Genomic DNA, 13,069 nt, shown 5'->3' with positions numbered 1-13,069 from the left:
GTACAGACCCGACTTGGGGTAGTGCTGGGTACAGCTCGATGGTGGTGCAGGCTTCATGGTGCCGGCACCGCCATCCTCACTAGCGTCGATCGAGTGAGCTTGCAGCGGGTGTCGACCACCTGGCGCACGGGGCTGAGCGCCATGGCCGCCGTGGCGATCGGCGCGGTGACCGGCGCCGTCGGTTGCGTGCTGGTCGTCGCCCTCGCCACGCTCGGCATCGTCCTCGCGCCCACGGTCTGGCCCAGCCTGGCGCTGCTGCGATGGACGTCGGATCTCTCCACCACAATGGCCCGTCTGCACCGCACCCGGCTGCACGTGCTGCTCGGCGTCGACATCCCCGACCCCGGCCCACCGGAGAAGCCGCGGCTGCGCAGTGGCACCACCTGGCGGCACCTCGGCTACCACCTGGTCGAGGGTTTACTCGGCCCGCTGCTGCTGATCCCGGTGCTCGTGCCCGCCGCGGTGGGCTTGACATCTTTGCTGGTCGGCGTCACCGGGCCGGCCGGATTCACCTTCTTCGGCCTCGCCGTGGACGGCCGGATCCGGCTGCTCGCCGTCCTCGGTGGGGTCGCCGCGCTGCTCGCCGCCCCGCTGGTCGCGGCGGCCTGCGCGGCGGTCGACGTCCGGCTGGCCCGCCGGCTGCTGGGCCGCTCCCCCGCCGAGCAGCTCAAGCGGCAGGTCGTCGCCCTGTCGCAGAGCCGGGCCGCGGCGGTGGCGGCAGCCGAAGCGGAACGGCGGCGCATCGAACGCGACCTGCACGACGGCGCCCAACTGCAGCTGACCGCGCTCGCCCTGAACCTGGGCATGGCCCGCAGCGCCCTGCGCGACGGGCCGGCGGAGATTCGTGACCTGGTCGTCGACGCCCACGAACTGGCCAAGAGCGCGTCGGCCGAGATCCGGGCGCTCGTGCGTGGACTGCATCCGGCGGTGCTCGACGACCGCGGCCTCGACGCCGCGCTGTCGGGCCTCGCGGCCAGATCACCGGTGCCGGTGCGGGTCACGGCCGAGCTGCCCACCCGCATCGACCCGAGCATCGAAACCGTCGCGTACTTCGTGATCTGCGAGCTGCTGGCGAATGCCGCCAAGCACGCCGAGGCCAGCCGCATCGCGCTGCGGGTCCGGCTGGTGGCCGGCCAGCTGTTGATCACCGTCTCGGATGACGGCCGGGGCGGGGCCGACAGCGCGAACGGCACCGGCCTGCGCGGACTCGGCGCCCGCGTGCAGGCCGTCGACGGGACCCTGCGCATCGACAGCGCTTCAGGCCGTGGCACGACCGTCGAGGTGGAGCTGCCGTGCGGATCGTGATCGCCGAGGACTCGGTCCTGCTCCGCGAGGGCCTGGTCCGGCTGTTGCGCGGGGCCGGATTCGACGTGGTGGCCGCGGTGGGCGACGCCGAACAACTGCACCGGGTGGCCGACGATCACCAACTCGACCTGGTGATCACCGACGTACGGATGCCGCCTGGTTTTTCTGATGAGGGTTTGCGGGCCGCCTTGACGTTGCGCGAGCGCAAGCCGGGAATCGCGGTCCTCGTGCTGTCGCAGTACGTCGAGGAGCGCTACGCCACCGAGCTGCTCTCCGGCGACACCACCGGCGTCGGCTACCTGCTCAAGGACCGGGTCGCCGACGTCGACGACTTTCTGCTGACCGCCCGGCGGGTCGCCGACGGCGGCACCGCGTTCGACCCCGAGGTCGTCTCGCAGCTGCTGGTGCGCCACCGCGGCGACCCGCTGGCTCTGCTCACCGCCCGGGAGGCGGCCGTGCTGAGCCTGATGGCCGAGGGCAAGTCGAACGCCGGCGTGGCGCAGCGCCTGGTGGTCAGCGAGAGCGCCGTGGCCAAGCACGTGAGCAGCATCTTCACCAAGCTGGGCCTGTCGGCTGCGGAAAGCGGCCACCGACGGGTGCTGGCCGTGCTCAAGTACCTTCGCGCAGGGATGAGGTAGCCACGGTGAACGGCCGGCAAAGGCGCAACCTGTGGGTCGGCGCCGGAAGCGCTCTGACCGTGGTGATGGTGATCCTGGCCAGCGTCTACCTCTGGGGCTGGTTCGGAGAACGGACGCTGGTCGAGCAACAGAGCTTCGACCAACCGGTGCGACATGTCGACCTGGACCTCAGCAACGGCGACGTGACGTTTCTGGCCGCCACGGACCACCGGATCCTCGTGAAGCGGACCCTGACCTGGGCCTACGACAAGCCCGTCACGAACGACCGCGGATCAGCCGACGCGGTGACACTGAGCGCATCATGCGGCGACCACCTGCGGCTGCCCGGCTGCCGGATCCACTACGAGGTCACGGTGCCGGCCGGCGTCACGATCAACGCGACCGTCCGATCCGGTGCGATCGCGTCCCGCGGCAACAACGGCACCAAGACCTTTCAAACAACTTCCGGAGACATCGACGTACGAGATGGTCAGGGCGACCTCAGCGCGCAGGCCACGTCCGGAGCCGTCGTGGCGCTGCGCCTGGACGCGCCCAACGCGACCGTCACAGCGAAGTCGGGAAACGTGCGGCTGTCGTTCTCCACAGCTCCCGACTCGGTACGGGCAAGCACGACCTCGGGTGATCTGAGCATCTCGGTGCCGCCCGCCGACGCCTACCGCGTGCAGGGCAGCACCCTCTCGGGAAGCAGGTCGATCGACGTGACCCAGGACGCGGCCGCCCCGAGAAGCATCACCGCGGACGCCCGCTCCGGCGACACCCGCGTGGGATACGCGCAACCCTGAACGGTCCAGCCGCGCGATAACAGGGTCGCCCGGCCGGCGGCCATCGTGGCACGATGGCCGCCGATGACGATCGACTACGACGATCCACAGCTGCGATTGAAGGCACTCACCTGGTCGGACGTCGACCCGGACCGGCACCCGTTCGATCCGGGCACGGTGCTCGACGTGGTGCGAGCGGTGGCCCCGGCCGGCGGCGTGCCGGCGCCTTACCGGTACGTCCGCGACCAGGTCTTCGACCACGCGGCGGAGACCGCGCGCTGGAACTGGCAGCAGGCGATGACCGTCGCCCTCGTCGAGCACTACGGCGCCTGGGCCTGCGGCTGGAGCGCCCAGATGCCCGGCCGCACAACGGACGGTGTGCTGGTGCTGCGCTGGCACGGCGCTCGTGATTCGATCGCCACGCCGGAGGAGACGCTCGACGCCGTCGCCGGGGCGCTGCTGGACTGGCGGACCTTCCTCGACGACCTGGCCGAACTCTTCACCGTGCACCTGCCGCTGCCGGCCGAGCCCCGCGCGGCGGCGGCCGCCTGGGAAGCCACGACAGCTTCCCTGGTCGCGACCGTGGCCGCGCGCTCCGGTGACGACGAGGACTGGTATTCCATCTGCGCCCTGGCCCTCACCTGGTTCCTCACCGTCGCCGAGGTACCGGGCGAGAACCACGAGGCGCTCATCGACACCGCGATCGGCGGACGGTTCTCGAGCTCGGTCTCCCCGCTGGGCGCCGAGGTCGCCGACGCCGCGGAATCCCTGGCGGCGACGTTGACCGGCATCACGCCGCAACCCGACGACGTGTGGCCCGACACCTGGCCCCAGGACTGGCCGAGCTGGCGCAGCACCGAACTGCCCACCGCCACGCGGGTGCCCCGGGTCTATTCACCAGCGATCCCCGACACTCTCGCGTCCTGGCGGCGGATCCGGCAGGCCGCCCGCTGGGAGCACGCCACCGAACACGTCACCGGCCCGGCACGCACCGCACGCGACGGCATCGCCGAGCACCTGTCCCGACAGAAGTACCCCGCCGCCCGCATTCTCGCCGCGCTCGATCTGGTGCGCGCGGACGCGGCCGAGGGCGGCCCCCTCACGTTCGAGCGCCTCGAGGCGTGGCAACGCGAGGTGCTCGACGTGGCCAACGCCTGGTTCCGCACCACGTCCGCCTGGTCGAGGGCCGGCCAGGAACGGTACGCCTACAGCGCCTACCTGCCGGAGGTGTTCGACGCATGCCTCACCGAGGCCACCGACCCGGCCGTACCACTGCCGTCACGAGCCGCCCGGGTCTACCTCGACGTGCTGCACTTCCACCCGTTCGCCGACGGCAACGCACGATCAGCAGCGCTCGCGCTCTACTTCGTCCTGGCCCGCGAGGACATAATCCTGTCCCGAGCCGCACCCCTGCTGATGACCCGCTGGCCGGCCGCCGACCCCCGCGCCGCCGAAGCCCTGGCCCGATTCGTAGCCCTACTCATCAAACAAACCCGCCAATAACGATCACACAGCCGCGCACAGCGGAACCGGGCAGTCACTCATCACCTGAGAATCGCTCCCACGCCGATTGCCTGGTGATCCCCAGGGCGGTGCCGATGCGCGCCCAGGTCACCCTTCGCTCACGCAAGATGTTGACCAGCCTTTGGAGGCTCGCCTCGGTCTGAACTCCGACCGTCAAGAGGCGCGGAAGCTGTTCGAGGATCTGCTCATCGGACATCCCGTTCTCCCGGGCTGACATACGCTCGCCCGATTCGAGCGGGTCGTCCCCATCCGATCGGAGGACGTCATTGCACAGATCGACGCACTCGTTGCAGATGTACACGCCCGGCCCGGCAATCATCTTCTCCACTTCCGAGCTCGGCTTGGCACAGAAGGAGCAGCACAACTGGACGGCCGTCGCGGCGCCACTGGTTTCGCTCGACATGTCGTCTCCCAACGGCAGCGAACTGTCAGGCCGCACCTGACATTTGTCAGGCTACCCCTGACGATGTCGGCAGGCCCAGCGTCGTGAGTCGGCCGCTGGGTTGCCGGCCCCCCAGGCTGCATAGTTGCGGGCTAACCTCCCCAGGTGATGAGGGCAGCGCCTGCGGTCGGAGATGTCGCGGTGATACCGGTGCCGGTAGGCGGATACGGCGCTTGCCAAGTCTCCGGGATCGACAAGGACGCGATCACGGTTCACGCGTTGGCGTGGGAGTCGGACGACCTGCCCGGGCTGGGGCAGCTTGCCGATACGCCGCCGCTGATTCTGGATCATCACGGCCACCAGAACGGGCTGGCGCGAATCAGCATCGGCAGCGAGCAGCCGCCTCCGCCTGGCTGGACCTGGCTCGGCCGGCTGCCGGTCCCCACGGCGATGTCGGGCACAAGCAACAGCTACTCGGGGTGGGAGTGGTTGCCAGTCCAGATCGCCGCGCAGCGGCGCTGGGATCGCGATCTACCCGCTGCGGCGAAACAGGCGTACCGGGCGGCAGCGACCCGCGGCCAGATCGACGTCGACTTCGGCGCCGGCCCGGTGACCCTCGGAGCGGCGATCGGGCGACTGGATCTGACCGGCACGGGCCGTGTCAGTCCACCACCGGTCGGACCCGTGCGCTGGTCGGCGCTGGACCAGCTGGCGTGCTGCACCTCGCTCACCTGGTCAGGCCCCGACCGCGGGCTGGTCGCCGCACTCGCGATCACCCGATCGTGCAGGACCTGACATGGACCGACGCCACCTCCGGCCTGGACCTGCGTGGTACCGGCCTGACCAGCTTGGCCGTCGACGGGCCCGTCGGTGTGCTGCACCTGCCCGCCGGCCTGGCCTCCCTGCACCTGATGGCCGGCGCTAGAGTCGAAACGGTCTCCGTCACCGGCCAGGGCGCGCGGCTGAGACTGACGGTCACCAGTGACGAACCCGGCGGCAGCCTGCCGTCCGGGCTCGACCGGCTGCGCGACCTGCGCTATGTCGGCAAGGGAACGATCAGCGCCGCACCGCTGTCCGGTCTGCGGCAGCTGGAGTCGCTGTGGTTGGCCTGGCGCGACGCACCCGGCGACCTCCGTGACGCCGCGGCACTGAGCGGGTTGCCCCACCTGGCCCACCTCACTCTGACCGACGCGTACGGTCTCGACGCCGGCACGCTGCCGGACTTGCCCGCGCTGACCGCGTTGACCATCGACGGCCTGCGCCGCACGGCGGCGACCGCCGTCAAGGCCCGCTACCGGCGCGTCGCCGTCCACGTGAGCATCACGGGAGCCAAGAACGACACCTGGCTGGCCGCCAACCTCACCAACCCGTTTCGTGACTGGGCCGACGACGATCCGCGCGCCGGCGCAGCCGCCTGCAAGGCGTACGCGGCGGCCGTACGCTCAATCGACGCCCTGCCCAATGACGCGCCGGATCGCACCGCTGCCGCCGAGTTGATCCTGCGCAACTTCGTCTCGCAGCTCAACCGCATCGATCAGCGGTACGAACTGATCGACACCTTGCGTCGCGAAGAGGCCGGCGACGCCTTTGCCGGCCTCGCCATCCGCGCCGAGCTCTCCACCAACCACGCCGACGAGTTGTTCGACCAATGGCGCGAGTTCTGACCTCGCCACGGCCTCCCACAGCAAACCGCACGTCACGGTGTCGCGCCCGCATCCGAATCGCCGTAGGTCACCGGCCGGCTCGGTGGTCGAGGAATTCGCAGTACGCCCACAGATGACCTTCCAGGTCACCGTCCAGGTAGGCGAGGTAGTCGGCGAGACCGGTCGCGACTTCGCGTTCATCGGCGCGGTCCGAGACAGAGCATCGGCCGAGTTCTGCCGTGATCCAATCCCGCAGCCGGCTGCGGTCGCGCCACCACTGACGCACCAGGGCCGGTGTCCAATGATCGTCACCGTCGCAGGCCCAGCCGGCAACGGGATCCGCCTGCACCGCGTCGACCACCGCGCGCAGTTCGTCGATGCTGTTTGGCTGGCGATAGAGAAACTCTTGCCCGTAGTCATTGTCGTCGCCGTAGAGCACGTGCCGCGGCGCATGCAGCCGGCCGACCCAGCAGTTGTCGGTCTCGGCGCCGTACACCGGTCCCGGAACGTTGCGCCAGTTGCGCTCGTGCCACCTGCCCCGGAACGTGGCCGCCAGGTCAAGCCGCGCGTCGAGGTGCGGCATCGGATCCCAGTACCGCTCCGCGTCGTGCCCGTTCACCACGGCATCGTAGAGCAGTCGCAGACGGACCACCTCTGCCAACTAATGGCCGTGACCTGTCCTGCGATCACTGGTTACGGGGGCGCTTCCAGATCCGCGCGCAAGATCGGCTTAACCGGATCATGGCGAGTCTGAGCAAAGGGGTTAGATGTTCAGGTGTCAGTTCACCAGGTAGTGCTTGCCCTGCCGGACATCGCGACGCTGCGACGGCGATCTCAAGCGCTGGCAACACTCGACGCGATCATGAGCCCGGACTGGGAACCGCGGTACTTCTCCTTCGACTCCCGATGGGGGCCGGAGGAGGAGATGGCCTCGATGAGGAACGGTTCCGGTGACGCCTACTCGATCGTGTTCTCGCCGGCCGGAGCGTTCATCCGGGGCTTCGACCACGAATCGGTGATGACCCCCTACCGCAGCGGGCAGGTGTGGCCCGGACTGGTCGCGACCGTCCCGGACGTGTTCGCCGGCAGCCTCAACGAACCCGCCTTCAGCCACAAAGGCGGCGTCTTGGAGGCCACGGTTTGCCTGTGGCGCCAGCACGGTGACGACCACTGGCACGCCGGCGATGTCGTGCTGCCCGACGGCGATGATCCCGACGGAGCCAACTGGCTGTTCGAGACCCTGCTCGACGGAACCGGCCTGGCCTACCAGAGCTTCGCGGAGGACTACTACGAGACCGCGGTCCACGGCGACGCCATCGCTGAGATCTTCGCACTGAGCCCGCTCACCGACGAGCTGGTGCAACGCCTGAACCCCGACGCCAGGCTCGCCGATCTGGCCGAAGACCTGGCCGAGATCGGCTATCCACGGGAACGTGGGTAGGCGTTCGAGAGGTGGGACCCGATCCTACGGTGAGCTGGGCCAGCACTCGCGCGCGAGGCCAACCGTCCGGGCGACACGCGGTTGAAGCCGTACGATGCGCCCATGATCATCGGCGGTGAGGCGTTGCGGCCCTGGTGGCCGATGGCCCTCGTGACCGATGCCTGCGGACCTCCCGTGCTGGTGGCCGGCACCACCGACAATGGTCCGATCGCCGCCTGGGATGTCAGCACCGGCAAGCTGCTCAGCCAGCACCCCGAGTTGACGACAGCCGGCCTGAACGGCCTCACCGCGGGCCGGCTTTCCGACGGCCGGCTGGTGGCGGCCGCATGCGGTGACGGCTGGATCGAGCGCTGGGATATCGCCACCGGGCAGCCGCTCGCCCACGCGGACGACTTCGGATCCGATCAATACTGGTCGCTGGCCATGCACGGCCGGCTGCTCGCCGCCGCCGGCCAGTGCGGCCGTGGTGCGATAAGCCGGTGGGACATCCTGACCGGCGAGCCCTCCGCCCAGTTGGGGCCGGGCGCCGGACATGACGGCATCGTCCACAACCTGGTCATGGCAACGTCCCGCGCCGGAAGCCCGATATTGATTTCCTCGGACGAGAGCGGCCGGATCGTCCGCAGCGACGCGGTCACCGGAGTGCCGATCGGCGAGTCCTTGTTCGTCGAGTCCGACGGCGGCCGAATTCCGCTGGCCACCGTGCCGTATCGAAACGGCCACCTCCTCATCGCCGCCAGCCACACCAGCGGAGTCACGCGATGGGACCTGTGGTCGGGCGAGCCGATCGGACAGCCGCTCCCCGGTCCGTCCGACATGGTCGACGTGGCGGCCTACCTGCCCGGCGGACGACCGGTGATCCTCCTGTCGTGCCAGGCTGACCTGGTGTACCGCTGGGACGCGCTGACCGGCACGCCCCTTGGGGCACCGGAACCGGGCACCACACTCGCCGCGAGCGAGAACATCGTCGTGATCGGCTCGGACACCCGTGACTGCCGAGTCGAGACAACCGCGCCGCCGCCCCCTGCCACCTCCGGATCACCGGCCACTACACAACACATCGGCCAGAACCCGCCGCAGTAAGCGGCGCGGATACCCGGCCTTACGCTCGTTCTGTGGCGTCAAGCCTGGCCACCCGGATGCGAAATGTGTACTGCTCGCCTGCTATTCGGTCGGTACCTGATCCGGGCTGGTCAATGTGTGCAGAACCGTGGCCGGCTCCGGCAAGCGCCAACCGGACTGATCACCTGACCGCTTGCCCGTAAGAACCGTGGCCTTGGCGCAGACAACGAATCCATCGTCCTCCGCCGGCAGGGTCAGGCAGAGCTCCCTCTGCCGCAGAAACTCCGGCACGCCGGCGTAGTCCAGCATCCGAGCACGGGTGGACGCATCGGCCGTCCGGATCACCAGCCCCTTGTACGACATGCGCAGCTTGATGGCTCGCACCCCTTCGAACAGCACGTCGATCTCGTCCTCGTCGCGCCCGGGCACCTGCGCGCGAAGTACGAGCTGAGAGTGCCCCACGCCGTACGTCCAAAGTTGGAAAAATCCGTCAAGCACTACAGGTTGCATCGCAACATCATGCCCGCAGCTCGATCCCCGAGCAGCGCCAGCCAGATCAATAGCTGCGCGGTCTTCGTCAAGGAGCGCTGGGTTCTTGGGCGGCGTCCGGCGCTGATCCGTTGACCTCGCATACTCAGGTATGTGATCGACGATGTTGCTGCCATCCGGGAGGTTCGGCGATTCGCTGACGCCCTGCGTGAGATTCGAGGACGTCTGTTCCAAGATTTAGCGCCGATCGCGGACGTGGCGACCCTGCTCTCTGCGGTTCGGTCGGCTCGGGAATTGCCCCGCGAAGGGGTGACCCGTGGCGGCATCCAGTATGCCGTTCACGGTGTAGGTTGCCGGATGATTGCTGATGACGGGCGCGAAGTCGATGTCGATCTGGTTGTCGATCCGGCGACGGGCGACCAGGTGGAGGCGTTCGACGCTTGGCGCGTTAGATGGTTCCTTGGCGAAGCCGACGATGGCGGGCTGCAGAATACGGACGTGATTGCGGCGTGCCGCTATCTGGCCGAAGCCGGGGCGCTTCGGGAAGTGGTCTCCGGGCAGTGGTTCGCGCTCGTGCAGGATTGACGCACTTCGGAGCGAAGCGTCCGATCAGTCGCCGCAGAACCACAGGTACAGATGTTGGCCTTCCATGACCACGGTCGAGAACCGGCGGACCACGGCACGAGCGGGTTCAGGAATCAGGCCGTTCGGGAGCTGCTCCAACTCTGCCAGCAGGAGGGGGATCTGGCGCTGGTTGAAGACAGTATCGAGGTAAGCGCAGAGCCCAGCGAGCATCGGAAACGCCGCAGGATCCAGATCGATGAGCTCTTGGGTCCATTCGAATCCTGGTGAACTGGCCAAGATCTGGTCAGATTCGCTGCGCACCTGCAGGTCGATCATCACGCCACGGTAGCGGCACCCACCGCAGGACCTCAATCACTGTATTCGTCCCAGAGCCGACTTGTCCGTTGCCAATGAGGTCTGTCCGTTTGCCACGGAACCCCTTCTCCCAGTGCGCCGAAGAAGTGATGACTTCACCTGCTGCCGGCAAACGGGGCCGCACCCGGCAGGAAGCGACGTTGTGACCTGGTGGATCAACGCCAGGCAATAAGTCTGCGATGACTATGCTGAGCTACGGATTGGAGAAGTTTCTTGCGCGCGGATCGCGGCAGAAGAGGACGCCGCTCAGATGGGCTGGCGCTCCCCGTCGCACCATGCGGTACCGTCCTTCCGCGCGCCGGGCAAAGGCACATGGGAAGGGTGCGTCATGTTCAATCATGTTGCCCAAGAGGCGGGTTCGCCCGCGGAGGCATGAGCCGGTTCGAGTCCGGTAGACCGGCGCGCCCGCTCTGCGGCTACGAGAGTGCACGCGACTAAATCCAGCAAGGTTTGACGGAAGAGTCATTTGTCTTTCTTGCGACTAGTAATCCTGCGCCAAAACGAGCCAAGCCGATGCGGAAATGCCCTGGCCGCTTGGCTAAGGCTCTGGTGGAGCCGGGAACGCAGTGCAAAAGCCTGGACGCGGAGCTTTCTCCATGTCGGGGGCGCAATCTCTTCGACAATCGCGATTAGGAGGCCGAAGGCCTCCGCGAGGAAGTTGCCTGCGATGCCCAAACCGATGCCGGCCAGAAATAGATTCCGATTGAGCCAATCCTGCCGAGCGGTCTCCTCTATCGAGACGCGAACAGCGACCGCCTGTGTCCCATACACATTGACGTTGGGGTTGCTACCGACCGAATGGACGGTCTCGAGCGTATCTACAAAGTCGCCATCTTCACGCTCCGCGAATTTATTCGTCTTGCAGTTTCGCCACGATACCCGGTCTCGCTCCTCCTTCTGCAAGCGTTGCGGGAAGAGGTAAACCGGAACGACGCCCGGGCGCTCGACGTAGTTAACGCTCACGCAGTGGCGAACGCCCACCTTGCGTTTGACCGCCCGGCTCTCGCCGATTCCGATTGGCTCGAGGGTCAGTACTTGCGCTGGCGGAGCGTAGAGATTTAGCTTGCCGCTACTCTGTCGCCATACTTCATGTGTTCTGATCGGACACTCGACAACCGCATCGAAGGTTGCCGAAGTGGCACCGGCAACGAGAGGGTCAGAGTTCGGATCATCGACTCTGATGGAGAGCCAGCGAACCGGCTTTTGGCCAGTAGGATCCTCCGAGGCTGCAGCAACGATCGAAGCTTCGTTGGTCCGGCTCCCTCGCTGCCCGATCTTCGCCCCAAGTCCCAGCGATGCATGACACTCGTCAACCAGGTTTGCCGCCTGCCCGGAAAAAGCTAGGGGCAGGTCCGGAAGTGTTACGCCTTTATTCCATAGGCCACCGACCGAGATGGTCAAATTGTCGACGCCCGAGAGGTCTCGATCGGCGTCACTATTGCTGGAAGGAACATAGTCAAACGTCATTTCAACGTGCGAGTACAAGAGTGGATCAGGCACGATCAAGTAGACTCCGTCCCCGGCCTCCCAGCGTCGCGGCTCGTCAATCCTAACGAACTCGCCGTAAACCGGAAATAGGAAAACGAGGATTGCCATTACGGCGGCAAGATAGATTGCCAGTTTGATGATATTCGACCGCATGCGGTAAAACCCCTCAGTAGGCTCACCTCCATTGTGGCACTGTTGAACAACAGCAGTAGCTCCAGGGTGAATTCCTGGCCTCAGGTGGAACTCGATTCAAGTCTTATTTGATCTTTCGCCAGGTGGTGCCGACGAGGATAGGGATTAGGGCATTCTGGCAGGCGTCACGGTCGTAATTGGAAGCGACGAGACGCCATCTGATCTTCGTGCCGCCGTCGCGCAAACGGCAGTAGCGCGTGCTTCTAGGTGTGATGTCCGGGGACGTTGGTCGAGGAAGTGTGACCACTCGATCTGACGATCATGGCCTGGTTTTATGAACGATGAAGGCCTCCCGCGCTGCAGTGGAGTTGTCGAGAAACCACTGATCAGCACCGGAGGCCTTCGTGTCCTGGCGTACCGCCGCGAAATGGGCCGCCCGTTACCGTGCCGAAGGCGCTGCCGGCATGGCCGACCGGTCGTCGCGGCCGCACCGGCAACCGAACCTCATGCCCGCGCCGATGGTCCGCAAGATCATGCACCTGCGCCGCAAACGCCGCCTGGGCCCAGTCCCGATCGCCGACCAGGTCGGCATGGCCGCCTCCACGGTGCACGCCGTCCTACGCCGACAACGAGCAAACCGGCGGTGACTGCCGGATCGTCCTCCATCCGATAGCCGGCTCCGGCTGCAGCTCCTACTGTCTCGTCGCCGACGTCCTCCGCCACGCCGCCGAGAAAGTCCAACAGAACGACACGAAGGCAGCCGGACTCGTCGCGCCAGGCGGGATAGGTCTTAATGACAGGCACGGTCCGTGCGTCACCCAGGATCCCGGCGACATAGAGGGCCACGGGCGCGGTCGCCGAGTAGATGCTGTTCTGATGGGTGACCAGCTCAAGCACCTCCAAAGCGGCCGTTCGGATGTCAGGGTCCTCGTCGATCAGCTGCCTCAACAGGGTGACAACGCCATCGGCACGGCCCCGAGCATGCTCCAGAGCGGCCCACTGGGTGCTCCGGAGTACCGCCACCGGATCGGGCACCTCAACCTGGCCGTCAGTTGGGCCGGGTCTGTCAGGGCTGTTGACCACGCATGGATGCTAAAGGCGAGAAAGAACAACAGCCCCACCGACTCGGAGGCAGTCGGCGCGCACGTCAGGACCTTCCACTGACCTGCGGCGTTCCGAGCCCGACGCAGGACCGCCACGAGCCACCGGCGCACTACACCGTCACATCCCCACCAGCGGAAAGCGCTACCCCGGTGCCGGCCGGC

15 protein-coding genes and 1 pseudogene are annotated in these 13,069 nt (G+C 67.1%); 11 read left to right on the top strand and 5 right to left on the bottom strand.

The window, feature by feature from the left end:
• Nucleotides 1–93 precede the first annotated feature (93 nt).
• The 4 genes from L3i22_RS18860 (at nucleotide 94) to L3i22_RS18845 (ending at nucleotide 4,207) form a co-directional block, all read left to right on the top strand.
• Nucleotides 94–1,305 carry a histidine kinase gene (locus tag L3i22_RS18860; protein WP_221328267.1) on the top strand — a complete coding sequence of 404 codons (1,212 nt, stop codon included), beginning with the start codon at nucleotides 94–96 and terminating at the stop codon, nucleotides 1,303–1,305.
• Complete coding sequence (locus tag L3i22_RS18855) at nucleotides 1,293–1,943, top strand: response regulator transcription factor (RefSeq protein WP_221328266.1); 651 nt, start codon at nucleotides 1,293–1,295, stop codon at nucleotides 1,941–1,943. The genes L3i22_RS18860 and L3i22_RS18855 overlap by 13 nt, the downstream gene beginning before the upstream one ends.
• Before the next feature lie 5 nt (nucleotides 1,944–1,948).
• Nucleotides 1,949–2,725, top strand: a complete 777-nt coding sequence (locus tag L3i22_RS18850) for a DUF4097 family beta strand repeat-containing protein (protein ID WP_221328265.1) — start codon at nucleotides 1,949–1,951, stop codon at nucleotides 2,723–2,725.
• Nucleotides 2,726–2,788: 63 nt separating this feature from the next.
• On the top strand, nucleotides 2,789–4,207 hold the full coding sequence (locus L3i22_RS18845; protein ID WP_221328264.1) for a Fic family protein: 1,419 nt from the start codon (nucleotides 2,789–2,791) through the stop codon (nucleotides 4,205–4,207).
• A 279-nt stretch (nucleotides 4,208–4,486) separates the two neighbouring features.
• On the opposite strand, the pseudogene L3i22_RS54365 reads toward L3i22_RS18845, so the two are convergent.
• Nucleotides 4,487–4,631: pseudogene (locus L3i22_RS54365) on the bottom strand (ClpX C4-type zinc finger protein); the annotation flags it as partial.
• Between the two features lie 180 nt (nucleotides 4,632–4,811).
• On the opposite strand from L3i22_RS54365, the gene L3i22_RS18835 reads away from it, so the two are divergent.
• Together L3i22_RS18835 and L3i22_RS18830 are read left to right on the top strand one after the other, a co-directional pair.
• Entirely contained in the window at nucleotides 4,812–5,405 is a 594-nt protein-coding gene (locus L3i22_RS18835; protein WP_221328262.1) for a hypothetical protein, read from the top strand.
• Entirely contained in the window at nucleotides 5,393–6,274 is an 882-nt protein-coding gene (locus L3i22_RS18830; RefSeq protein ID WP_221328261.1) for a hypothetical protein, read from the top strand. The genes L3i22_RS18835 and L3i22_RS18830 overlap by 13 nt, the downstream gene beginning before the upstream one ends.
• Before the next feature lie 67 nt (nucleotides 6,275–6,341).
• Here the strand turns inward: L3i22_RS18830 and L3i22_RS18825 are convergent, their stop codons facing one another.
• Nucleotides 6,342–6,872 (bottom strand): hypothetical protein, encoded by a 531-nt coding sequence (locus L3i22_RS18825; RefSeq protein ID WP_221328260.1) that lies wholly within the window; start codon nucleotides 6,870–6,872, stop codon nucleotides 6,342–6,344.
• Nucleotides 6,873–7,028: 156 nt separating this feature from the next.
• Here L3i22_RS18825 and L3i22_RS18820 point away from each other — a divergent pair, with 156 nt between their 5' ends.
• Together L3i22_RS18820 and L3i22_RS18815 are read left to right on the top strand one after the other, a co-directional pair.
• On the top strand, nucleotides 7,029–7,694 hold the full coding sequence (locus L3i22_RS18820; RefSeq protein WP_221328259.1) for a hypothetical protein: 666 nt from the start codon (nucleotides 7,029–7,031) through the stop codon (nucleotides 7,692–7,694).
• A 102-nt stretch (nucleotides 7,695–7,796) separates the two neighbouring features.
• Complete coding sequence (locus tag L3i22_RS18815; protein ID WP_221328258.1) at nucleotides 7,797–8,777, top strand: WD40 repeat domain-containing protein; 981 nt, start codon at nucleotides 7,797–7,799, stop codon at nucleotides 8,775–8,777.
• 81 nt (nucleotides 8,778–8,858) lie between these two features.
• Here the strand turns inward: L3i22_RS18815 and L3i22_RS18810 are convergent, their stop codons facing one another.
• Nucleotides 8,859–9,266 (bottom strand): hypothetical protein, encoded by a 408-nt coding sequence (locus tag L3i22_RS18810; RefSeq protein ID WP_221328257.1) that lies wholly within the window; start codon nucleotides 9,264–9,266, stop codon nucleotides 8,859–8,861.
• Nucleotides 9,267–9,398: 132 nt separating this feature from the next.
• On the opposite strand from L3i22_RS18810, the gene L3i22_RS18805 reads away from it, so the two are divergent.
• Nucleotides 9,399–9,830 carry a hypothetical protein gene (locus L3i22_RS18805; RefSeq protein ID WP_221328256.1) on the top strand — a complete coding sequence of 144 codons (432 nt, stop codon included), beginning with the start codon at nucleotides 9,399–9,401 and terminating at the stop codon, nucleotides 9,828–9,830.
• 24 nt (nucleotides 9,831–9,854) lie between these two features.
• Here L3i22_RS18805 and L3i22_RS53540 read toward each other — a convergent pair whose 3' ends face one another.
• Nucleotides 9,855–10,145 (bottom strand): hypothetical protein, encoded by a 291-nt coding sequence (locus tag L3i22_RS53540; RefSeq protein ID WP_255658383.1) that lies wholly within the window; start codon nucleotides 10,143–10,145, stop codon nucleotides 9,855–9,857.
• A gap of 501 nt (nucleotides 10,146–10,646) precedes the next feature.
• The gene (locus L3i22_RS18795) at nucleotides 10,647–11,825 is read right to left on the bottom strand and encodes a hypothetical protein (protein WP_221328255.1); all 1,179 of its coding nucleotides are present in this window, start codon (nucleotides 11,823–11,825) and stop codon (nucleotides 10,647–10,649) included.
• Between the two features lie 383 nt (nucleotides 11,826–12,208).
• On the opposite strand from L3i22_RS18795, the gene L3i22_RS18790 reads away from it, so the two are divergent.
• A complete protein-coding gene (locus L3i22_RS18790) occupies nucleotides 12,209–12,451 on the top strand; it encodes a leucine zipper domain-containing protein (protein WP_221328254.1) in 243 nt (80 codons plus the stop codon).
• Between the two features lie 229 nt (nucleotides 12,452–12,680).
• Nucleotides 12,681–12,968 carry a hypothetical protein gene (locus L3i22_RS18785; RefSeq protein ID WP_221328253.1) on the top strand — a complete coding sequence of 96 codons (288 nt, stop codon included), beginning with the start codon at nucleotides 12,681–12,683 and terminating at the stop codon, nucleotides 12,966–12,968.
• The last annotated feature ends 101 nt before the right edge of the window (nucleotides 12,969–13,069 follow it).

It is taken from the genome of Actinoplanes sp. L3-i22 (assembly GCF_019704555.1).
In the GTDB taxonomy this organism is placed as follows: Bacteria; Actinomycetota; Actinomycetes; order Mycobacteriales; family Micromonosporaceae; genus Actinoplanes.
The sequence above is the reverse complement of the archived record's forward strand: the minus strand, read 5'-3'. Positions and strand labels throughout refer to the sequence as shown.